The 20130-nt window shown below is 66.0% G+C and carries 22 protein-coding genes; 9 read left to right on the top strand and 13 right to left on the bottom strand.

Annotated features, from left to right (window positions below):
* Positions 1–282 precede the first annotated feature (282 nt).
* Positions 283–1323 (bottom strand): LacI family DNA-binding transcriptional regulator, encoded by a 1041-nt coding sequence (locus SA190iCDA_RS21460; protein WP_070887280.1) that lies wholly within the window; start codon positions 1321–1323, stop codon positions 283–285.
* Positions 1324–1363: 40 nt separating this feature from the next.
* Positions 1364–2023, bottom strand: coding sequence for a YciC family protein (locus SA190iCDA_RS21455; RefSeq protein WP_070887281.1), 660 nt, complete (start codon positions 2021–2023; stop codon positions 1364–1366).
* A 163-nt stretch (positions 2024–2186) separates the two neighbouring features.
* Between SA190iCDA_RS21455 and SA190iCDA_RS21450 the strand changes: the two genes are divergently transcribed.
* The 4 genes from SA190iCDA_RS21450 (at position 2187) to SA190iCDA_RS21435 (ending at position 6010) form a co-directional block, all read left to right on the top strand.
* Positions 2187–2666 carry an NYN domain-containing protein gene (locus SA190iCDA_RS21450; RefSeq protein ID WP_070887282.1) on the top strand — a complete coding sequence of 160 codons (480 nt, stop codon included), beginning with the start codon at positions 2187–2189 and terminating at the stop codon, positions 2664–2666.
* Between the two features lie 8 nt (positions 2667–2674).
* Positions 2675–3274 (top strand): PolC-type DNA polymerase III, encoded by a 600-nt coding sequence (locus SA190iCDA_RS21445; RefSeq protein ID WP_070887283.1) that lies wholly within the window; start codon positions 2675–2677, stop codon positions 3272–3274.
* Positions 3275–3382: 108 nt separating this feature from the next.
* Positions 3383–4711, top strand: a complete 1329-nt coding sequence (locus tag SA190iCDA_RS21440) for a DEAD/DEAH box helicase (RefSeq protein ID WP_070887284.1) — start codon at positions 3383–3385, stop codon at positions 4709–4711.
* A 93-nt stretch (positions 4712–4804) separates the two neighbouring features.
* The gene (locus SA190iCDA_RS21435) at positions 4805–6010 is read left to right on the top strand and encodes an ATP-binding protein (protein WP_070887285.1); all 1206 of its coding nucleotides are present in this window, start codon (positions 4805–4807) and stop codon (positions 6008–6010) included.
* Between the two features lie 10 nt (positions 6011–6020).
* Here SA190iCDA_RS21435 and SA190iCDA_RS21430 read toward each other — a convergent pair whose 3' ends face one another.
* The 3 genes from SA190iCDA_RS21430 to SA190iCDA_RS21420 are packed head-to-tail and all read right to left on the bottom strand — an operon-like array spanning position 6021 to position 8598.
* Entirely contained in the window at positions 6021–6383 is a 363-nt protein-coding gene (locus SA190iCDA_RS21430) for a VOC family protein (RefSeq protein WP_070887286.1), read from the bottom strand.
* A gap of 20 nt (positions 6384–6403) precedes the next feature.
* Positions 6404–7648, bottom strand: a complete 1245-nt coding sequence (locus SA190iCDA_RS21425; protein ID WP_070887287.1) for a TIGR03862 family flavoprotein — start codon at positions 7646–7648, stop codon at positions 6404–6406.
* 29 nt (positions 7649–7677) lie between these two features.
* The gene (locus tag SA190iCDA_RS21420) at positions 7678–8598 is read right to left on the bottom strand and encodes a histone deacetylase (RefSeq protein WP_070887288.1); all 921 of its coding nucleotides are present in this window, start codon (positions 8596–8598) and stop codon (positions 7678–7680) included.
* Positions 8599–8635: 37 nt separating this feature from the next.
* Between SA190iCDA_RS21420 and SA190iCDA_RS21415 the strand changes: the two genes are divergently transcribed.
* The 3 genes from SA190iCDA_RS21415 to SA190iCDA_RS21405 all read left to right on the top strand — a co-directional run bounded on the left by SA190iCDA_RS21415 (position 8636) and on the right by SA190iCDA_RS21405 (position 10868).
* Positions 8636–9202, top strand: a complete 567-nt coding sequence (locus SA190iCDA_RS21415; RefSeq protein ID WP_070887289.1) for a GNAT family N-acetyltransferase — start codon at positions 8636–8638, stop codon at positions 9200–9202.
* Positions 9203–9322: 120 nt separating this feature from the next.
* Positions 9323–10192 (top strand): acyl-CoA thioesterase II, encoded by an 870-nt coding sequence (gene tesB, locus SA190iCDA_RS21410; RefSeq protein WP_070887290.1) that lies wholly within the window; start codon positions 9323–9325, stop codon positions 10190–10192.
* Positions 10193–10262: 70 nt separating this feature from the next.
* Positions 10263–10868 (top strand): HAD family hydrolase, encoded by a 606-nt coding sequence (locus tag SA190iCDA_RS21405; protein ID WP_070887291.1) that lies wholly within the window; start codon positions 10263–10265, stop codon positions 10866–10868.
* Here SA190iCDA_RS21405 and cueR read toward each other — a convergent pair.
* The 3 genes from cueR to SA190iCDA_RS21390 all read right to left on the bottom strand — a co-directional run bounded on the left by cueR (position 10835) and on the right by SA190iCDA_RS21390 (position 14118).
* Positions 10835–11266: a Cu(I)-responsive transcriptional regulator gene (gene cueR / locus SA190iCDA_RS21400; protein WP_070887292.1), complete on the bottom strand. Its 432-nt coding sequence runs from the start codon at positions 11264–11266 to the stop codon at positions 10835–10837. The two genes, SA190iCDA_RS21405 and cueR, sit on opposite strands and share 34 nt — an antisense overlap.
* 4 nt (positions 11267–11270) lie before the next feature.
* Positions 11271–13646, bottom strand: a complete 2376-nt coding sequence (locus SA190iCDA_RS21395) for a heavy metal translocating P-type ATPase (RefSeq protein ID WP_070887293.1) — start codon at positions 13644–13646, stop codon at positions 11271–11273.
* An 85-nt stretch (positions 13647–13731) separates the two neighbouring features.
* The gene (locus SA190iCDA_RS21390; RefSeq protein WP_070887294.1) at positions 13732–14118 is read right to left on the bottom strand and encodes a hypothetical protein; all 387 of its coding nucleotides are present in this window, start codon (positions 14116–14118) and stop codon (positions 13732–13734) included.
* A gap of 140 nt (positions 14119–14258) precedes the next feature.
* Here SA190iCDA_RS21390 and SA190iCDA_RS21385 point away from each other — a divergent pair, with 140 nt between their 5' ends.
* Positions 14259–14477, top strand: coding sequence for a heavy-metal-associated domain-containing protein (locus SA190iCDA_RS21385; protein WP_070887295.1), 219 nt, complete (start codon positions 14259–14261; stop codon positions 14475–14477).
* Here the strand turns inward: SA190iCDA_RS21385 and SA190iCDA_RS21380 are convergent.
* Positions 14461–15081, bottom strand: a complete 621-nt coding sequence (locus SA190iCDA_RS21380) for a TetR family transcriptional regulator (protein WP_070887296.1) — start codon at positions 15079–15081, stop codon at positions 14461–14463. The two genes, SA190iCDA_RS21385 and SA190iCDA_RS21380, sit on opposite strands and share 17 nt — an antisense overlap.
* A 160-nt stretch (positions 15082–15241) precedes the next feature.
* Here SA190iCDA_RS21380 and SA190iCDA_RS21375 point away from each other — a divergent pair, with 160 nt between their 5' ends.
* Entirely contained in the window at positions 15242–16432 is a 1191-nt protein-coding gene (locus tag SA190iCDA_RS21375; protein ID WP_070887297.1) for a multidrug effflux MFS transporter, read from the top strand.
* A 316-nt stretch (positions 16433–16748) separates the two neighbouring features.
* On the opposite strand, the gene SA190iCDA_RS21370 is transcribed toward SA190iCDA_RS21375, so the two are convergent.
* The 4 genes from SA190iCDA_RS21370 to SA190iCDA_RS21355 all read right to left on the bottom strand — a co-directional run bounded on the left by SA190iCDA_RS21370 (position 16749) and on the right by SA190iCDA_RS21355 (position 20053).
* Positions 16749–17540, bottom strand: a complete 792-nt coding sequence (locus tag SA190iCDA_RS21370; protein ID WP_070887298.1) for a Crp/Fnr family transcriptional regulator — start codon at positions 17538–17540, stop codon at positions 16749–16751.
* A 167-nt stretch (positions 17541–17707) separates the two neighbouring features.
* A complete protein-coding gene (locus SA190iCDA_RS21365) occupies positions 17708–17974 on the bottom strand; it encodes a TfoX/Sxy family protein (RefSeq protein ID WP_070887299.1) in 267 nt (88 codons plus the stop codon).
* Between the two features lie 101 nt (positions 17975–18075).
* Positions 18076–18432, bottom strand: a complete 357-nt coding sequence (locus SA190iCDA_RS21360) for a pentapeptide repeat-containing protein (protein WP_070887300.1) — start codon at positions 18430–18432, stop codon at positions 18076–18078.
* A gap of 67 nt (positions 18433–18499) precedes the next feature.
* The gene (locus SA190iCDA_RS21355) at positions 18500–20053 is read right to left on the bottom strand and encodes an AAA family ATPase (RefSeq protein WP_070887301.1); all 1554 of its coding nucleotides are present in this window, start codon (positions 20051–20053) and stop codon (positions 18500–18502) included.
* Positions 20054–20130 lie beyond the last annotated feature (77 nt).

Raw genomic sequence — 20130 nt, 5'->3', positions numbered from 1 at the left:
CGTTATCATGATATTCAGATAACGTTATCATTCAAGCGGAAATTTAAGGTGCGATGCATGCCCATGTGCTCATAGACGTAGGATGGGTCGGGCCGCGCAGGTGCAACCCATCAATGGTTTTATGGGGTTCGCAACGCTTCCGCGGGCATGGACAGGCGTCTCCGCCTACTCCACAGTTCGTAGCCCGGGTCGAGCGCAGCGACACCTGGGGCATGGCGGCCCGGACATTGCAACCCTGGGTATCGCTTCGCTCAACCGCAGGCTACGAGAGGCGGTTTTGCCTTAGACGGTGCTGGCGCGCTCGATGATCGCGAAGCCGGTATCCACGCTTGGCTCGGCGGGCTGGCCGCGGAAGCGGCGTAGCAGGGCTTCGGCGACCTGATTGCCCATTTCGGTGGCATTGACGCTGACGGTGGAAAGGGCCGGATTGGCGAACTGGCCGTTGAGGGTGTCGCCAAAACCGAGTACGGCGAGGTCGCCCGGCACGTTCAGGCCGCGGGTAGCTGCTTCGGCCAGCACGCCGAGGGCGACGGTGTCCGAACTGCAGAAGATCAGGTCGGGTCGCTCGCCGGCATCGAGCAGGTTGGCCAGGCCCTTGCGGCCCACTTCCCAGGTCGCCGGTAGCGGCAGCGTCTGCACCGCCACGGCATCTACACCGAGCATATCGAGGCGCTGGATCACCGCGTTGCAGCGACGTAGCGCGCGGGGGTCGTCGACGCCGATCACCGCCCAGCGTTTGTAGCCGCGAGCAAAGAAGTGCTCGGCCACGGCGGCGCCGACCTGTTCGTGGGAAAACCCCACCTGCATGTCCAGGCCGTCGTCGCTCAGGTCCCAGGCCTCGACCACCGGGATGCCGGCGCAGGCCAGGCGCTCGCGGCTGGCCCGGGTATGGAAGGTGCCGGTCAGCACGATGCCATCCGGGCGGCGACCAAGGATGGCGGCCAGCAAGGCTTCTTCCTGCTCCGGCACATAGCCGCTGGGACCGACCAGAGTGTGGTAGCCGGCCTCGGCGAGGCGATCCATGATCGCCTGCACCACGCTGGCGTAGATCGAGTTGGCGATGGTCGGCAGCACGATGGCCACCAGGCGGCTCTTGCTGGTGGCCAGGGCGCCGGCCATCAGGTTGGGCACGTAGCCCATGGCGCGCACCACTTCGAGCACGTGTTGGCGGGTGGCGTCGCTGACCAGTTCCGGGCGCTGAATGGCCCGCGACACGGTGATCGGCGACACGCCGGCCTTGAGCGCCACGTCCTTGACCGTCACCGGCAAGTCGGCGAGGTCACCGCGGTCTTTGGCCAGTTCTCTGCGCGATTTTCTTGCCACGGGCTGGTCTCGATGTGGAATGCAGTGAAAGAGCCGAAGGTTACGGCAGCCGCGCGGCGTTGTCGTCGGCACGCAGCATATACAGACGGAACACCACCACGGTGGTGAACAACTGGCAGAGGCCGAACAACACGTCCAGCAGCAGGCGCCCGGCCGGTTCGCTGGCGATATCGGCGGTCCATAGGCCGGCCAGCCAGGGCGGCAGCATAACCAGCATCACGCAGGTGAAGATCGGCCAGAAGTGCCCATGGGTCAGCTGCAGGCTTTGGTGCAGGGCCTGCAGCGGGGTGAGGCCGCGCAGCACCAGCAGGTAGTCGGCGAACACCAGCCGGACCATCAGCCATAGCCCCGGCAGGACGAACAGCGAGATGCCAAGCATGATCGCCAGGGTGCCGATGCCCGCCAGCAGCACGAAGCGCGGCCACAGGCTCAGGCTCATGGCCAGCAGCGCGCCCTTGCCGGGTTGCTCGCCTCGGCTGCGGGCGTCGATGAACAGGATCAGCGCCGCGCTGTACAGCGGGTAGAAGAACAGGCCGAGCAGCACCTCATAAAGTGGCACCTTGGCGGCGGCGACCAGCACTTCGAGCTGCAGGCTCACGAAGGCTTCGAGCAGCAGCAAGGGCAGGCAAAGGAGGAGGATCTGCAACAGGTTCTGCCGGAAGAAGAACCAGGCGTCACGCAGGGCGTCGAGGGGACTCATGGGGGGTCGCAGCCAGAAAAAACAGGCCGCCATGATACGAGCGTGACTGGCCCGCCACCAGCGATGACGTTCGTCGCCGCCGGGGCGCTGCCTTCGACCTGCGGGGGCTGGGCTGGCATACTGGCCGCCGTGCAACCCGCGCGAGCCCTTGTGAGGATGTCCGGTGAAGAAAATTGCCGTGTTCGCCGACGTACAGAATCTCTACTACACCGTGCGCCAGGCCTATGGCTGCCACTTCAACTACACGGCGTTGTGGAACGAGCTGGCGGCGGGTGGCGAGATCGTCGCGGCCTATGCCTATGCCATCGACCGCGGCGACCCCAAGCAGCAGCAGTTCCAGCAGATCCTGCGTAACCTCGGCTTTACGGTGAAGCTCAAGCCCTACATCCAGCGCAGCGACGGCTCGGCCAAGGGTGACTGGGACGTGGGCATCACCCTCGACGTGATGGACGCCGCGGCGGACGTCGACAGCGTGGTGCTGGCCTCCGGTGACGGCGATTTCGACCAGCTGCTCGAGCGCATTCGTCAGCGCCACGGCGTCGAGGCCGTGGCCTACGGCGTGCCCGGGCTTACCGCGCAGTCACTGGTGCGCGCGGCCACTCGTTATGTGCCCATCGAGGGCCATCTGTTGCTCAAACACTGAGGCGTTACGTGAAACCCATCGCTGTCATCGACTTCGAAACCACCGGCATGTCGCCGGCCCAGCAGGCGCGCGCCACCGAGATTGGCGTGGTGATCATCGAGGGCGGGCAGATCACCGCCCGCTACCAGAGCCTGATGAACGGCGGCGCCTGGGTGCCCCCCTTCATCGAGCAGCTGACCGGCATCAGCAATGCCATGGTACGCAGCGCGCCGCCCGCCGCCGAGGTGATGCACGAGGTCGCCGAGTTCGTCGGCGACATCCCGATGCTGGCGCACAACGCGTCTTTCGACCAGAAGTTCTGGGACGCCGAACTGGGCCTGATCGGTCGGACCCGGGTGCAGCATTTCGCCTGCTCGCTGCTGCTGTCGCGTCGCCTGCTGCCGGGGGCGCCGAGCCACAAACTCGGCAACCTCAATCGCTGGGCGCGGCTGCCCGATACCGGCAAGGCGCACCGGGCGCTGGCCGATGCGGAAATGGCCGCCAACCTGACCCTGCACCTGTGCAGGGTGCTGCGCGAGCAGCACGGCCGCAGCGCCGTGGATCATGATTTCCTGCGCCAGCTGCAGGGCCTGTCCGCCGCCAAGGTGCGCGCCTTGCTCGCCGCGTAGCTCGACGTCGAGCCGGGCCGGGTGTCCGCTGCGCTGCAACGGCTGCGCGATTGCTACCCGGACGCGCTAAACTGCGCGGCATCTCCACTGCCCACCACGTTGCCCGCCATGACCTTCGCTTCCCTCGGCCTGATCGAACCCCTGCTGCGCTGCCTAGACGGCCTCGACTACAAGACCCCGACGCCCGTCCAGGCCGAGGCCATCGGCCCGATCATCAGGGGTCGCGACATCATGGCCGCGGCGCAGACCGGCACCGGCAAGACTGCCGCCTTCACCCTGCCGATCCTGCAGCGCCTGATGATGGAAGGCCCGGTGGTGGCCAGCAATTCGGTGCGTGCCCTGGTGCTGGTGCCGACCCGCGAGCTGGCCGAGCAGGTGCAGCAGAGCGTGCAGACCTACTCGCAGTTCCTGCCGCTGCGCAGCTATGCGGTGTATGGCGGGGTGAGCATCAATCCGCAGATGATGAAGCTGCGCAAGGGCCTCGACGTGCTGGTCGCCACCCCCGGCCGGCTGCTCGATCTGTACCGCCAGAACGCGGTGAAGTTTTCCCAGTTGCAGGTGCTGGTGCTCGACGAAGCCGACCGCATGCTCGACCTGGGCTTTGCCCGCGAGCTGGACGACCTGTTCGCCGCCCTGCCGAAGAAGCGCCAGACCCTGCTGTTCTCGGCGACCTTTTCCGAGGCCATCCGTACCCTGGCCAAGGAGATGCTGCGCGACCCGCTGAGCATCGAAGTCAGCCCGCGCAATGCCGCCGCCAAGTCGGTCAGGCAGTGGCTGATTCCGGTCGACAAGAAGCGCAAGGCCGAGCTGTTTCTGCACCTTTACCACAGCAGGGAATGGTCCCAGGTGCTGGTGTTCGCCAAGACCCGCAAGGGTGTCGACGAACTGGAGCAGGCGCTGCTCGCCGAAGGCATTCGTGCCGACTCGATCCATGGCGACAAGCCGCAGCCCACGCGCCTGCGCGCCCTGCAGCGCTTCAAGGCCGGCGAAGTCGACGTGCTGGTGGCTACCGATGTGGCCGCCCGCGGCCTGGATATCGACGACCTGCCGCTGGTGGTCAACTTCGACCTGCCCATGGTCGCCGAGGATTACGTGCACCGCATCGGCCGTACCGGTCGCGCCGGCGCCACGGGCCAGGCGGTGTCGCTGGTCTGCGCCGACGAGGTGCAACTGCTGTCGGCCATCGAAGCGCTGACCCAGCAGATCCTGCAGCGCGTCGACGAACCGGACTTCATCCCCGACCACCGCGTGCCGCAGACGGTCGCCGGCGGGCTGGTGGTGAAAAAACCCAAGAAGCCGAAAAAGCCCAAGGTGGTCGGCGGTGGCAAAGCCGGCGGCCTGGGCCGCTGGATGGAAAGCGACGAGCCTGCCGCACCGCGGGTCAAGGCCGTCCGCAAGGTACCGAGCTTTGGTGGCAAGCCGAAGGGCGGGCGTTAAAAGGGCTGATAGCTATGCTGATAGAAGATATGTAGTTAATTATTGCTATATTATGTTTTATTGATAATTTGCCTAAATTAGCTAGAGATTCTTATGGACGCCGTTCGCAACCCTTACTCACCAGGTGCAGGTACTCGTCCTCCCGAGCTTGCCGGCCGTGATGCGCTCCGCGAACAAGTGCGGGTAGCCATTGCGCGAATTCGCGTTGGCCGGCCCGCTAAAAGCGTGATTATGGTTGGGCTGCGCGGCGTCGGTAAGACGGTACTGCTGAACCAGATGCTGCGCGATGCTGAAGCAGAGAGCATTCATACCGTCTATGTCGAAGCCCCTGAATCTCGCTCTCTGCCAGCGATACTTGCCCCTCAGTTACGGATAGCTTTGTTGCGACTGAGCCGTGTGGAGGCTGCCAAGGATGCTGCCATTACCGGGCTACGTGCGCTTGCAGGTTTTGCCAGCGCCCTGAAGGTGAAGTTCGGCGATATTGAAGTGGGTATCGACTATGAGCCTGAAGCAGGTCTTGCGGACAACGGCGACCTTGAGGGGGACCTGACTGCTCTGCTGGTACAGCTTGGTAGGGTGGCCAAAGCGGCGGGTACCGCACTGGTTATTTTTGTGGATGAGCTGCAGTACGTTGCGGAGGATCAGCTCGCAGCATTGATCACTGGGCTGCATCGGGTTTCTCAGCTAGCCTTGCCGGTTACCCTTGTTGGCGCTGGCTTGCCCCAGCTTCGAGGTCGTGCTGGCAATGCCAAGTCTTACGCCGAGCGGCTTTTCGATTATCCGGAAATCGGCCCGCTAGAGCCGCCACAAGCGCGGTTGGCTTTTGTAAAGCCTGCGCGGGATGAAGGCGTTGTGGTTGATCCCGATGCTGCCGATAAGGTCGTTCAGGTCACGCGCGGCTACCCGTACTTCATTCAGGAGTGGGGCAGTAGCGCCTGGGATGCGGCGAGTGACGATCACATCAGCTTGGCTGATGTCGAGAGTGCTTCGCTCTATGCGGTTGCCGCCCTCGATGAAAGTTTTTTCCGAGTACGATTTGACCGAATGACCTTGGCCGAGAAGATTTATTTACGTGCCATGGCTTCGCTTGGAGAAGGGCCACATCGCTCAGGTGACATAGCCGCCGCCCTGGGACGTACGAGCCAGTCACTCGGGCCTGTCCGTAGTGCCCTCATTGGCAAGGGCATGATCTGGAGCCCTACCCACGGCGATACAGCATTTACCGTACCGATGTTCGATCAGTATATGTGCAGGATCATGCCGGGCGAGGATTGGAGGCCCAAACCTTCCGGCTCATAGCCTGAGGGCTTCAGATGCTCTGCCCGATCTTCCACAGCACGCCGCTCGGGTCGAAGACGATGAACTCGCGAATGCCCCAGGGCTGGTCTTCGGGGGCGATGGTGCGCACGCCGAAGCGCTTGCCGATGTTCTCCTCCTGCACATGAGCCCACCAGGCCTGCACGTCATCGACCATCAGGTGCATGACGAAATTCTCCGCCTGCTCCTTCACGTAGAAGTTCTGCAGCACAAAGGCGCAGTGCTCGCCGTGGCTGAAGTAGCTCATTTCATCCGTGTGCCACGCCGCCTTGAAACCCAGGGCGGTGTAGAAGGCCTGGCTCAGTGGATAATCCCTGGCGGGAACGAAGGTCTTGAGTTGCAAGCTGGTGAGCATGGGATTTCCTGTTCCTTGGATTATCGGGTTCTGGCCCGCAGCCAGCGCAATATGCCCAGGCCGGCCACGCGGCCGCTGGCGAAGCAGGCGGTGAGCAGGTAGCCGCCGGTGGGCGCTTCCCAGTCGAGCATCTCGCCGGCGCAAAAGGTGCCGGGCAGGGCGGTCAGCATCAGGTTGGCGTCGAGGGCTTCGAAAGGCACGCCGCCGGCGCTGCTGATCGCCTCTTCGACGGGGCGTGGCTGGCACAGGGTGATGGGCAACGCCTTGATGGCGGCCGCCAAACGCTGAGGATCGGCGAACTGCTCGGCAGGTGTCAGCTCGCGCAGCAGCGCCGCCTTCACGCCGTCCAGGCCGGCCTGACGATGCAAGTGCTTGGCCATGGAGTGCGCGCCACGGGGTTTGCTCAAGGCCTTGCTCAATACGTCTTCACTGCGTTGCGGCAGCAGGTCGAGATGCACCGTGCAGCTGCCGTCGCGGGCGATGCGCTGGCGAATCCCCGCGGACAGGGCGTACACCAGGCTGCCCTCGATGCCGGTGGCGGTGAGCACGAACTCGCCTGGGCGCGGCGCTTCGCCCGGCAAACGTAGCGCCACGTTCTTCAGCGGCGCGCCGGCGAATTTCTCGCGCAGCAACGGGCTCCACGCCTCGACATCGAAACCGCAGTTGCTCGGTTGCAGTGGCGCGACGGGCACGCCAGCCTGCTGCAAGTGCGCTACCCAGCTGCCGTCGGAGCCGAGCCGCGGCCAGCTGCCACCGCCCAGGGCCAGCAGCACCGCATCGGCGCGCACCGCACGCTCACCCTCGGGGCTGGCCACGCGCAGACTGCTGTCTCCGTTCCAGCCCAGCCAGCGGTGCCGGGTATGCAGCTGCACGCCGGCCTCGCGCAGGCGCTTGAGCCAGGCGCGCAGCAGCGGAGCGGCTTTCATGTCGATTGGGAAGACGCGGCCCGAGGTGCCGACGAAGGTGTCGATGCCCAGACCGTGGATCCATTGGCGCAGCGCATCGGCATCCAAGCTTTGCAGCAGGGCATGGATTTCCCGCTCGCGCTCGCCATAGCGGCCGACGAAGGCCGGGTAGGCCTCGGAATGGGTGATGTTCATGCCGCCGACGCCGGCCAGCAGAAACTTGCGGCCCAGCGAAGGCATGGCGTCGAAGAGGTCGACCCGCACCCCGGCGAGCGCCAGGGTTTCGGCGGCCATCAGGCCGGCAGGGCCGCCGCCGATGATGGCGACCGAGTGGGCGGTGGGCGGGAAAGAGTCGGTCATGGCGGCATCGGCAGGGCAAAGGGCGAAGTTTACCCGAGCCCTCGCTGCTGCCATACCCGCGCGGCACTGTGGTGGAGGATGCCGTGGCGGCGGGCCAGGGCGTGGCGGTCCTGGCTGTAACCGCCGCCGATAACGCCGACCACAGGAATGTCGCGGCCCAGGCAGTGGTTGAGCACGGCCTCGTCGCGAGCCGCTACGCCGGCATCGGTGAGCTGCAGGTAACCCAGGGCGTCGTCCTGGTGCACGTCGACGCCGGCGTCGTAGAGCACGATGTCCGGCTGGTACAACGCCAGCAGGTAAGCCAGGGTATCGTCGACCACCTTGAGGTAATCGGCGTCGCCCATGCCACGGGGCAGCGGGATGTCCCAGTCGCTGGTGGCCTTGCGTGCCGGGTAGTTCTGCTCGCAGTGCAGGGAGACGGTGACCGCGTCGGGTACGTCCTCCAGCAGTCGCGCGGTGCCATCGCCCTGGTGCACGTCGCAGTCGAAGATCAGCACGCGTCCGGCCTTGCCGCTTTCCAGCAGGTAGCGGGCGATCACCGCCAGGTCGTTGAAGATGCAGAAGCCGGCCGGGTAATCGTAATGGGCATGGTGGGTGCCGCCGGCCAGGTGGCCGGCCAGGCCGTATTGCAACGCCTGCTCGGTGGCCAGCAGCGAACCGCCAACGGCACGTACGGTGCGCTGTGCCAGCGCCGGGCTCCAGGGCAGGCCGAGGCGGCGCCCGTCTTCATGGCTCAGCGCGCCGCTCAGGTAGCGCTCGATATAGGCGGGGCAGTGGCAGAGGGCGAGAATGTCCGCCGGGCAGATCTGCGGGCGCAGCAAATCCTCATCCCGGGTCAACCCGCTGGCCACCAGGTGGTCGCGCAGCAGGCGGAATTTCTCCATCGGGAAGCGGTGGCCGTTGGGAAACGGTGGGCTGTAGTCGTCGTGGTAGATCAGCGGCAGGGGCATACAATGGCGGCCATTGGGTGAACCTGAGGCAGTATGCATGAGAAGCGAGAAAGGAGGAGCAGAGCTGCAGACGCCGCGCCTGCATCTGCGCGCCTGGCGTGACCAGGACCTGGACGAGCTGGCCACGCTGTGTGCGGATCCGGCAGTGATGCGCCATTTCCCGGCGCCCCTGAGCCGCCAGCAGAGCCAGGCGTTGCTCACCCGCCTGCAAGCGCACTTCGCACAGCACGGCTTCACCTTCTGGTCACTGTGGCACCGCGAGGATGGTCGCTTCGTCGGCATGACCGGGCTGGCCCAGGTCGGGTTCGAGGCGAGCTTCACGCCGGCAGTGGAGATCGGCTGGCGCCTGTCGCCGGCATTCTGGGGGCTGGGCCTTGCCAGGGAAGCGGCGCGGGCCTCACTGGATTTTGCCTTTACGCGCCTGGGGGTGGATCGCGTGGTGGCCTTCACCACGCTGAGCAATGCACCGTCGCAGCGGGTGATGCAGGCCCTCGGCATGCAGCCGGCCGGCGAGTTCGAGCATCCGGCGCTGGCCCCTGGGCATCCGCTGCGCCGACACCTGCTGTACGAGATGCCCCGTGGCAAATGGCCGAAGCAGGGCTGACCTGTCGTCAGTGACACCACGGCGCGATTCCTGAGCGCCGGCAAAGGCATTACCATTCACCGTCCGCGCAGCCCGCGCGGTTCGCAGCATTGCCCTGGGTAGGGCTCGTGGAGAACCGTTATGAGTCAAGTCCTGCAAGAGTTGGTGGCACTGCTGAGTCTGGAAGCCATCGAGGAAAACCTGTTCCGTGGCGTCAGCCAGGATCTGGGCTTTCGCCAGCTCTTTGGTGGTCAGGTGCTTGGCCAGTGCGTGTCGGCGGCCACCCAGACGGTCGAGGCCGACCGCCATGTGCATTCGCTGCACGGCTACTTTTTGCGCCCAGGCGACGCCGCCTTGCCGGTGGTCTATCAGGTCGACCGGGTGCGTGACGGCGGCAGCTTCAGCACCCGCCGGGTAACGGCGGTGCAGAAGGGCAAGGCGATCTTTACCTGCAGCGCCTCGTTCCAGTATCAGGAAGAGGGCTTCCACCACCAGGTGCAGATGCCCGACGTGCCGGGCCCCGAAGGGCTGCGTTCGGAAACCGAACTGGCCAGCCTGGTGGCCGACTCTCTGCCACCGCGGGTGCGCGAGCGTGTGCTGTTCGACAAACCCATCGAGATTCGTCCGGTCACCGTCGACAACCCGTTCGCGCCCCAGGTCAGCGAGCCGGCCAAGTACGTGTGGTTCCGCGCCGATGGCGAGCTGCCCGACACACCGGCCATCCACAAGTACCTGCTGGGCTACGCCTCGGATTTCAACCTGCTGACCACCTCGATGCTGCCCCACGGCGTGTCGGTGTGGCAGAAGTTCATGCAGGTGGCCAGCCTCGATCACTCCATCTGGTTCCACGGCAACCTGCGCATGGACGACTGGCTGCTCTACGCCATGGACAGCCCCTGGGCCGGCAACGCCCGCGGCTTCTCGCGCGGCAGCGTATTCAACCGCCAGGGCCAGCTGGTCGCCTCGGTGGCCCAGGAAGGGTTGATCCGTTTGCGCGAGGACTGGCGCTGAGGTGGGGCCGTGATCAGCCGCTAGCGAGCAGTTATGCTGCGGCCTCGATTCCATGCTTGCCGGAGGGGCGATGAGCCTGCAGCGCTACACCCATTGGGTTTTCGACATGGACGGCACCCTGACCATTGCCGTGCACGATTTCGCCGCCATTCGCGTGGCGCTGGACATCCCGCCCGACGACGACATCCTCCATCACCTGGCCGCCTTGCCACCGGAGGTGTCTGAGGCCAAGCACGCCTGGTTGCTCGAGCACGAACGCGAGCTGGCCATCGCCTCACGCCCGGCTGCTGGCGCCGTGGCCCTGGTGCGTGGCCTGCACGCCCGTGGCCTGCGCCTCGGTATCCTCACCCGCAATGCCCGGGAGCTGGCGCTGCTGACCCTGCAGGCCATCGGCCTCGACGATTGCTTCGTGCCGGACGACATCCTCGGCCGCGACGAGGCGCCGCCCAAACCCGACCCCGGTGGCCTGCTGCACCTGGCCGATCGCTGGCAGGTCGCAACCCGGGACATGGTGATGGTCGGTGACCACCGCCACGACCTGGCCTGTGGCCGTGCGGCCGGTACCGCCACGGTGCTGGTCAACCTGCCGAGCAATCCCTGGCCGGAGCTGAGCGATCATTTCGTCGCCGATTGTGCGGCCCTTCAGCGGCTGGCCCTGGGGGTCGCCGCGGGCTGACAGCAATTGCTGCCGGCCTGCAGATCCTCGAGGATCGGGCAGTCGGGGCGGTGGTCGCCCTGGCAGTGGTCGACCAGGGTCTGCAGGGTATCGCGCAGGGCTTCGAGCTCGGCGATCTTGCCGTTGAGCGCCTCGATATGCTCCACCGCCAGGGCCTTCACATCGGCGCTGGCGCGCTCGCGGTCGTGCCACAGCGCCAGCAGGCGGCCCGACTCGGCGAGCGAAAAGCCCAGGTCGCGGGCGCGGCGAATGAAGCGCAGGCGTTGCAGGTCATCCTCGCCGTACTGGCGATAGCCGCTTTCGCTGCGTCCGGCGCTGGGCAGCAGGCCGATGGCTTCGTAGTAGCGGATCATCTTGGCGCTGAGCCCGGTGTGCTTGGCGGCCTGACCGATATTCATCGCGTTATTCCTCGAAATGGCAGGGGCGCCAGGTTTTCAGCAGCAGGGCGTTGCTCACCACGCTGACGCTCGACAGCGCCATGGCGGCGCCGGCGAGTATCGGGTCGAGCAGCCCAGAGGCCGCCAGGGGAATACCCACCAGGTTGTAGATGAACGCCCAGAACAGGTTCTGGCGGATCTTCGCGTAGGTACGCCGGGCGATATCCAGGGCTGCGGGCACCAGCCGCGGGTCGCCGCGCATCAGCGTGATACCCGCCGCCTGCATGGCCACGTCGGTACCGCCGCCCATGGCGATGCCGACATCCGCTGCGGCCAGGGCCGGGGCGTCGTTGATGCCGTCGCCGACCATGGCCACCACGCCCTGTTCTTTCAGCTCGCTGACGATACGCGCCTTGTCCGCCGGCAGCACCTGGGCATGCACCGAGTGGATGGCCAGGTGGCGGGCGACGGCCTGCGCGCTGCCCGGATTGTCGCCACTGATCAGATGGCTGTCGATCTGCCGCGCCGCGAGGGCGGCAATGGCTGCGCGGGCGCCATCCTTCAGGGTGTCGCCAAAGGCGAACAGTGCCAGCACCCGGGGCATTTCGCCCGGTTCGATCAACCAGGACAGGGTGCGGCCCTCGGCCTCCCAGTTGCGGGCTGCCGCGGCCAGCTCGGCGGGTTCGGCGGCGCCGCTTTCTGCCAGTAGACGACGATTGCCGAGCTGCAGGGTGCGCCCCTCCACCTGCCCGGCGATGCCGCGACCGGCCAGGGCCTGGCTGGCGCCGAGCGGGGCCAGGGCCAGGCCGGCCTCCTGGCAGCCCAGCAGCACTGCCTTGGCCAGGGGATGCTCGCTGCCTTGCTGCAGCGTGCCGGCCAGGCGCAGCGCTTCGCGATCAGCGATCTCGACGCTGTGCAGATGGACGATCCGTGGTGTGCCGGAGGTCAGGGTGCCGGTCTTGTCGAAGGCCACCACGCGGACGCCGTGGGCGACTTCCAGGGCTTCGGCATCCTTGATCAGGATGCCGTGCCGGGCGGCCACGCCGGTACCGGCCATGATCGCCGTGGGCGTGGCTAGGCCGAGGGCACAGGGGCAGGCGATCACCAGTACGGCCACGGCGTTGAGCAGTGCCTGCTCGATACCGGCACCCAGGGCCAGCCAGGTGATCAGGGTCAGCAGGGCGATCAGCAACACCACCGGCACGAACACCTGGCTGACCCGGTCCACCAGTTTCTGGATCGGCGCCTTGGCTGCCTGGGCATCCTCGACCAGGCGGATGATGCGCGACAGCACGGTTTCCGCACCCAGGGCCGTGGTCTCGATCAGCAGGCGGCCTTCGCCATTGATCGCCCCGGCGGTCACCCGATCACCCGGTGCCTTGGCCTGGGGCAGGCTCTCGCCGCTGATCAGCGCCTCGTCGGCGTGACTGCTGCCTTCCAGCACCTTGCCGTCGACCGTGAAGCGCTCGCCGGGCCTGACCACGATCCGATCGCCGATGTTCAGCGCGTTGACCGCCACCTGCCGTTCGACACCCTCGTGCAAGCGCGTCGCTTGCTCGGGGCGCAGCGCCTGCAAGGCGCGAATGGCGCCGGTGGTCTGGCGCTTGGCGCGGCTCTCCAGGTACTTGCCGAGCAGGATCAGGGCGATGATCACCGCCGAGGCCTCGAAGTACAGGTGCGGCGTGTGCCCGGCCGGGGTGATTGCCCATTGGTAGAGGCTCAGACCATAACCGGCGCTGGTACCCAGGGCGACCAATTGGTCCATATTGCCGGCGCCGCTGCGCAGCGCCCGCCAGGCCGCGCGGTAGAAGCGCGCGCCGAGCACGAACTGCACCGGGGTGGCCAGCAGGAACTGCGCCCAGGCCGGCAGCATCAGGTGCACGCCAAAGGGGGCCAGCAGCATCGGCAGCACCAGTGGGGCTGCCAGCAGCAAGGCCAGCGCCAGGCGCCAGCGCTCGGTAGCCAGAGGGCTCTCATCCTGCACGGCAGTGGCTGCCACAGGGCTGGCCGAGTAGCCCGCCGCCTCGACCGCCTCTAGCAGGGTCTGGGTGTCGGTACCGGGCAGCACCTGCAGCCGGGCGCGCTCCGTCGCCAGATTGACGCTGACCGAGAGCACCCCGGGCTGTCTGCCCAGGGCGCGCTCGACGCGGCCCACGCAGCTGGCGCAGGTCATGCCGGCGATGGCCAGGGCCAGGGGTTGCCCCGGCACTTCATAACCGGCCTTCTGCACCGCGGCCACCAGCGCCGGCAGTTGCTCGGCAGGCGCCTGCACCCGGGCCTGCTCGCTGGCCAGGTTGACGTGGGCGTCGCTGACCTGCACCACGCCGCGCAGGGCGCGTTCGACCCTGCCGGCGCAGCTGGCGCAGGTCATGCCGCTGATCGGTAGATCGAAAGTGGGCATGCTTGTCTCCGTGATTCCAGTCAGACGCCCACAGGATCAACCTTGCCACATGGGCAAGGTCAAGCCCCGGGGCGCTCTATCGGGATCACTGGCTGGAGGGCGCGGGGGTCAGGTAGGGCCCGGAAGGGCTCAGGCCGATGCGGTAGCGGCGGATCTCGCCGGCAGTCAGGCTCAAGCGCTGGCTGTCGAGGGGCGTGATACCGGCCTGGCAGCTCTCCGTGCCGATCATGCCCAGGCGAACCGATACGTCGCCGGGCGGCAGGTTGAACGATACCGACTGCCCCTGGAACAGGCGGGCGGCGAGCTGATCCTGCAGGTACACGCCGAACTCGCACGGCGAGGCCACCTCCAGGCGTTCACGGGAAATGATCAGCACGGCGTAGCCATCGCCCAGGGTGGTGTGCGACGGCAGCACCTGGGCAAGCGCCGGCAAGGGCAGGGCGAGAAACAGTGAGAACAGCAGGCGCGTCATGGTCAGACCATAGGAAGGTTGAGTGATCTGAGCTTGGCTGAGGTTCGCGGGTTCAACAAGCACCCTGTTGACCTTGCCCCGCTGGCAAGCTCGATACTCACCCACACCCCAATCGATGCCCATGGGCAGAGGAGATGACGATGCAGGTATTCAAGGTGGACGGCATGACGTGTGCGCATTGCGAACGGGCGATCACCGGGGCCGTACAGGCGATCGATGCCTCGGCGCAGGTGCAGGTCGATCTAACGGCGGGTGAGGTGAAGGTGCAGACCACCCACCCGGTGGATCAGGTGCTCGAGGCGATTATCAACGAGGGTTACAAGGCCGAGGCCGTGCCGGCGGCTAAGACCAGTCACTGATCAGGCCGCGGAACAGGCCGTCGATCATGACCGGCCCGTCATGCTTCGGGTCGAACAGGCTGTTGTCGCGCAGCCAGTCGCTGAGCATGCCGACGATCAGCGCGTGCAGGGTACGGGCGGCCAGGCGCGGGGTCATACCGGGGCGCAAGCGTGACTGGGTGGCTGGCTGAGCGAAAATCGTCTCGCACAGGGCGATGAACTGGTTGATGAACGCCTCGTGGCGTTCTTCGGCCTCGCGCAGTTCCTCGGTGAATTCGCAGCGGTGCAGCAGGATGGTGAAGATTCGCCGCTTCTGCTCGTCCTCGGCGATCCCGGCGATCCCCTCCACGCACAGCGTGTGCAGTGATTGCAGGCCGTTCCCCTGGGCGTCTTCGAGCAGCCGGCTGGCCAGTTGCTCGGGCGGCAGGCGGACCTGGCTGAGCATGTCGTGGAACAGGTGGGCCTTGTTCTGGAAGTGCCAGTACACCGCGCCGCGGGTCACGCCGGCGTGCTTGGCGATGTGCTCAAGGCTGGTATGGGCAACCCCTTTCTCCAGAAACAGGATCTCGGCAGATGCCAGGATGGAGGTGCGGGTCTGTTCCGCTTGTTCTTTGGTTCGGCGCATACGACAGGGATCGATCGGTTCAGGAAGCTGCGAGTGTAATTATTTTTCATAGTGGATGTTTGTTTTACAGACGAACTTGTATGTAATTGGCAGCGCCCACTTCTTTCAAGGCCTCACCCTCGTTCCCGCCCGCGGGGGACACCTGTCGAGTATCCTGCCAATGCCGCTTCGCCTGCTACTGATCCTCGGCGCCCTCAGCGCCTTCGGCCCCCTGGCCATCGATTTCTACCTGCCCAGCTTTCCCGCGCTGGCGCTGGCGTTCGCTACCGACACCGAACACGTACAGCTTTCGCTGGCCTCCTATTTCGCCGGCCTGGCCATCGGGCAACTGGTCTACGGGCCCCTGGCCGACCGCTTCGGCCGGCGCATGCCGCTGCTGGTCGGGGTCTCGCTGTTTACCCTGGCGTCCCTGGCCTGCGCCGTGGCGCCGAGCCTGGAATGGCTGATCGCTGCCCGTTTCGTCCAGGCCCTGGGTGGCTGCGCCGGCATGGTGATCTCCCGCGCCGTGGTACGCGACCTGTGCGACCCGATCAGTTCTGCCAAGGTGTTCTCGCAACTGATGCTGGTGATGGGCCTGGCGCCGATTCTCGCGCCCGTAGGCGGCGGCTTGCTGCTGAACCTGTTCGGCTGGCCGTCGATCTTCGTCTGCCTGACGCTGTTCAGCGCCGCCTGCCTGTTCGCTCTCGCCCGGTGGCTGCCGGAAACCCTGAATCCGGCCATTCAGCCGCCGCCCTTGAGCGGCGCCCTGAGGGAGTACCGGCGCCTGTTCAGCGATCTGCCTTTCATCGGCCATGCCCTGACCGGCGGCCTGGCGATTGCCGGCATGTTCGCCTACATCGCCGGCTCGCCCTTCGTGTTCATCGAACTCTACGGTGTACCGGCCGAGCACTATGGCTGGCTGTTCGGCACCAATGCCGCCGGCTTCATTCTTGCCGCCCAGGTCAATGCCTGGCTGGTGTCACGGCACGGACCCGCCTACTGGGCCAGGCGCATCGTCTGGTTCTATCTGGCTTGTGGAACCGGGCTGCTGGTGCTGGCGTGGGCAGGGCCACGGGCCCTGTGGCCGTTGATGGTGCCGTTGTTCGGCTGCATCGCCTCGCTGGGCATTCTGCTGCCCAACACCTCTGCGTGCGCGATGGCCGGCCAGGGGCGCCACGCCGGCAGCGCATCGGCGCTGATGGGTAGCCTGCAGTTCACCATCGCGGCGAGCGCGGCCTCCATGGTCGGGATGCTGCATGATGGCAGCGCCGTACCCATGGCCCTGGTCATCTTCAGCTGCGGCGTGCTGGCAGCGGGGGCCTCACGCTTCACTCGCTGGGCGGAGCGTCGCGCTGGCCACCCGAGCGGCTGAGGCTCAGCTGGCCATGACGCCGCTCGATGGAGTGAGCGAGGTGCCGCACTTTTCACCAGTGCAAAAAAAGACCCGGCAAAGTGCCGGGTCAATAACCGTGATTAGCCTGATGAGGAGATAACCTGAAGAGTCCGACCTAGGGCTCTTGAGCTTATCGACCGATCTCGCGATCAGCTGATGCAAATAATAGCAATTCTCATTACATAGTCAACCAGCGATTGGAAATTATTTTCACCGATCGTCGCCATAGCAATTTGCGGCCTCCTGAAACGCAGAACCCGGCACGGGGCCGGGTTCTCGGTGACACTGCGTCCTGTCAGCCAGGCTGGCGCAGACCGGTGATTTCCTTGTTGAGCAGGTCGATGCGCCTGGCCATGCTCTCCACCAGGCTGTGGGCGATGCGCGGGTTGCTTTCCATCAGGCTGAGGAACTGGTCCTTGGGAATCACCATCACCGTACAGGCCTGGCTGGCCAGCACCGTGGCGCTGCGCTTCTCGTGGGTGAACACGGCCATGGCGCCGAAGATTTCGTCCTTCTGCACGTCGCCGACCTTCACGCCATCGACGAACGCCTCGGCGTGGCCGTCGATGATGATGAACACGTGGTCGGCCTCGTCGCCCTGGTTGATCAGCGCATCGCCCTTGGCGAAATGCTTGAAGCCGGTGGAAGGGCGGATCTCGGGCTGCTTGATGCGCGCCAGGGCATCGGACAGCAGTGCGGTATGCCCCACCAGGTACTGGATGAACAGCTCCTGGCGCGGTTCGCTGGCATAGATGTGCTTGAACACGTCGCTGCGCGAGTAGGGGATCAGGGTCAGCGGCTCGTCGCTGGTGTAGCGGCAGCTCGGCAGGTCGATGCCCTGGCGCAGCCCGACCAGATCGCCTTCCTGCAGGTAGAACAGCGGGCGTTCGTCGACCAGCGCGTGCAGCAGGCCGTTGTCGATGATGAACAGCTGGTTGCTGGGCAGGTCGCCCGCCAGGTTTTCGCTGCGCTCGATCTGCAGTGGCTCACCGCAGGGGTCGAGCCCGTCGAGTAGTTTCCCGGGGATGCTCTGCAAGCGGCTGATCAGTTGGTCGGCGTAGGCCGGTTGTTCCCCGAGTAGATACATGGTGGTTCCTTGGGCTGCTCATGCTGGATGCGCACGAAAATCCCTGAAACGATAGTACTCGCCGCGCTCCAGGTAAATCGGTCTCGTCGGGGCTTGTGAACCAGCGCCTGTTCCGGCGCTTGCCTGGCCCACGGCGCCGCTGGCGAGGCGGCGATCAAGCGCCGGACTCAGCCAGCGTTGGCGGCGGCCTCCAGTTGCAGGTTCAGGCTCTCCTTGCGCGTCTGCGGGAGCTCGCTCCAGTGGACGTCGAGCAGCGCACCTTCGATGGAGTAGAGCAGTACCTTGGATGCCCTGAACCCGCGGGCCCGTACCGCTCGATAGGCCTCGACGGCACCGTGCCTGCGCAAATCGCTGGCACTGTGGATGCCCACCGCGTGCAGCCACTGCGACGAGGTTTTGCCGAGGTTCTTGAGGGTCTGCAGTTCGTCGTTCACGCCATCTCCTCCTGCTGCCGCTGGTGCAGCGATGCCCGTGGCCTCCGTCAGACAGTGTAGTGCTGACTGGCGGCGCTGGCGGGGCGTCGCGTTACAGGCTGCTACCGGTGATTGGGGTGGGTGCGATAGCGCAGGCGAGTACCGAAGTTCATCGACATGAGGATTTCGTCCGCGCTGAGCTCGACCGGGAAATAGGCGCCCGATATCTGCGCATGGGCGATGCTGGCGCCCTCGAGCTGGGCGCTGCGAAAGTCCACGCCGCGCAGGTCGGCGCCGCGAAAATAGGCGTCGGTGAAGTCGATGCCCTCGGCATCCAGGCTGCGCAGGTCTAGCCCGCGAAAGTCGCCGCCGCGCAGGTCGATGGGTTCGCCCTGGGGCCGCTGCTGGTTGAAGGCAGCGACGTCGTCATTGTGCAGCAGTCGATAGAGCGGGGTGTCCAGCTGGCGCGGTTGGCTCATGGTGGCAGTCGTCCGGGGGAGGCTTACTGCCAGTATAGAAGAGCTTTGCCGCGCCGCTGGCCGGCCGTCAGAGGCTGGGGAAACGCTGGCGTACCGCGCTGACCAGCTCGGCCAGACTCGCGGCGTCCGGGGTGTCCACCCGCTTGCAGTAGGGCAGCTCGGCTTCCTCCAGCGGATCCTGGCCGGCGCGTTGCGCCTCGATTACCGCCAGGGTCGCGTCGGATGGGTCGCTGCCTTGCTGCTGACGCTGCTGCAGCCAGCTGGCGAGCACCGCGTCCGGCGCATGGCAGTCGATGATCAGGAAGGGCACGCCGGTTTCGTCGGCGACACGCTGGGCGGCCTGGCGCTGCGGGCGCTTGAGGAAGGTGGCGTCCAGCACCACCGGGTAGCCGGCGTGCAACGCCAGATCGGCCAGGGCGTTCAGGCGCTGGTAGACCGCGTCGCTGGCGTCCTGGCTGTAGATGCCGGCATTCACCTCGGCGCCGGTCTGCTGGCCCAGCAGGCGCTTGCGCTCGACGTCGGAGCGGATGCGAATCGCCCCCAGGGCCTCCACCAGGCGCAGCGCGACCTGGCTCTTGCCGACCGCGGACACGCCGCGGGTGATCGCCAGCAGGCGCGCGGGGATGGCGCTGTAGCTCTCGGCCAGGGTGGCGTAGGCGCGGTATTGGCGCAGGATCACCGCGCGCTGCACGGCATCCTGCTCCTGGCCGAGGCGGAACAGCGCGACCTTGGCACGAACCAGGGCGCGGTGCGTCTTGTAGAGGTTGAACAGCTTGAGCGAGCCGTAATCGCCGGTGTGTTCCAGCCAGCGGTTGAGCAGGCGGCGCGCCAGGCATTTGAGACCGCGGTCCTCCAGGTCCATGACCAGGAAGGCGGTGTCCAGGGCGATATCGGTGAAGCGGAAGGGCTCGTTGAATTCGATGCAGTCGAACAGCGTGGCGCGACCGTCCAGCAAGGTTGCGTTGCCCAGGTGAATGTCGCCATGGCACTCGCGGATGAACCCATCACGGGCCCGTGCTTCCAGATCGGGCCACAGGCGCTCCAGGCTGGTTTCGGTCCAGGCTTGCAGGGCATCGAGCTGCTGCAGGTCGGCCTGGTCGCTGAGCATCGGGCGGATCTGCTCGAAGTTCTGCCGCAGCGGGGCGACGATGGCGGTGGCGTTGCACAGCGCATGGTCGGCCGCGACCACGGGGGTGTCGCGGTGGAAGTCGGCGATCTGCTTGGCCAGGGCGTCGATATGCCCTTCATTGAGTTCGCCGCGGGCCTGCACCTGGGCCAGCAATTGCTCCTGGGGGAACTGGCGCATCTTCAGCGCGTATTCGAACACCGCGGCGTCGCTGCCGATCTGCGGCGCCTCGGGGCTGCCGCCGATCGGCAACACCTGCAGATACAAATCCTCGGTCAGGCGCTGGTTGAGGCGCAGCTCCTCCTCGCAGAAATGCTTGCGCGCGGCCAGCGAGGTGAAGTCGAGAAAGCCGAAGTCCACCGGTTTCTTGATCTTGTACGCATAGGGCCCGGTCAGCACGACCCAGGAAATATGGGTCTCGATGACCCTGAAACCGTCTACCGGGTGCGGATAAAGGGCCGGGTTCTGCAAGGCGGTAATCAGGGCTTGGCTCACGGACGATCCTTGGCATTCAGAAGTGGGAACAGGCGCGCATTATGGCCCCTCGCCGGCGCACTGCAAACCGCTGGTGG

Source organism: Pseudomonas argentinensis, assembly GCF_001839655.2.
GTDB lineage: Bacteria > Pseudomonadota > Gammaproteobacteria > Pseudomonadales > Pseudomonadaceae > Aquipseudomonas > Aquipseudomonas argentinensis_B.
This window is presented reverse-complemented; position numbering and strand designations above follow the sequence as displayed.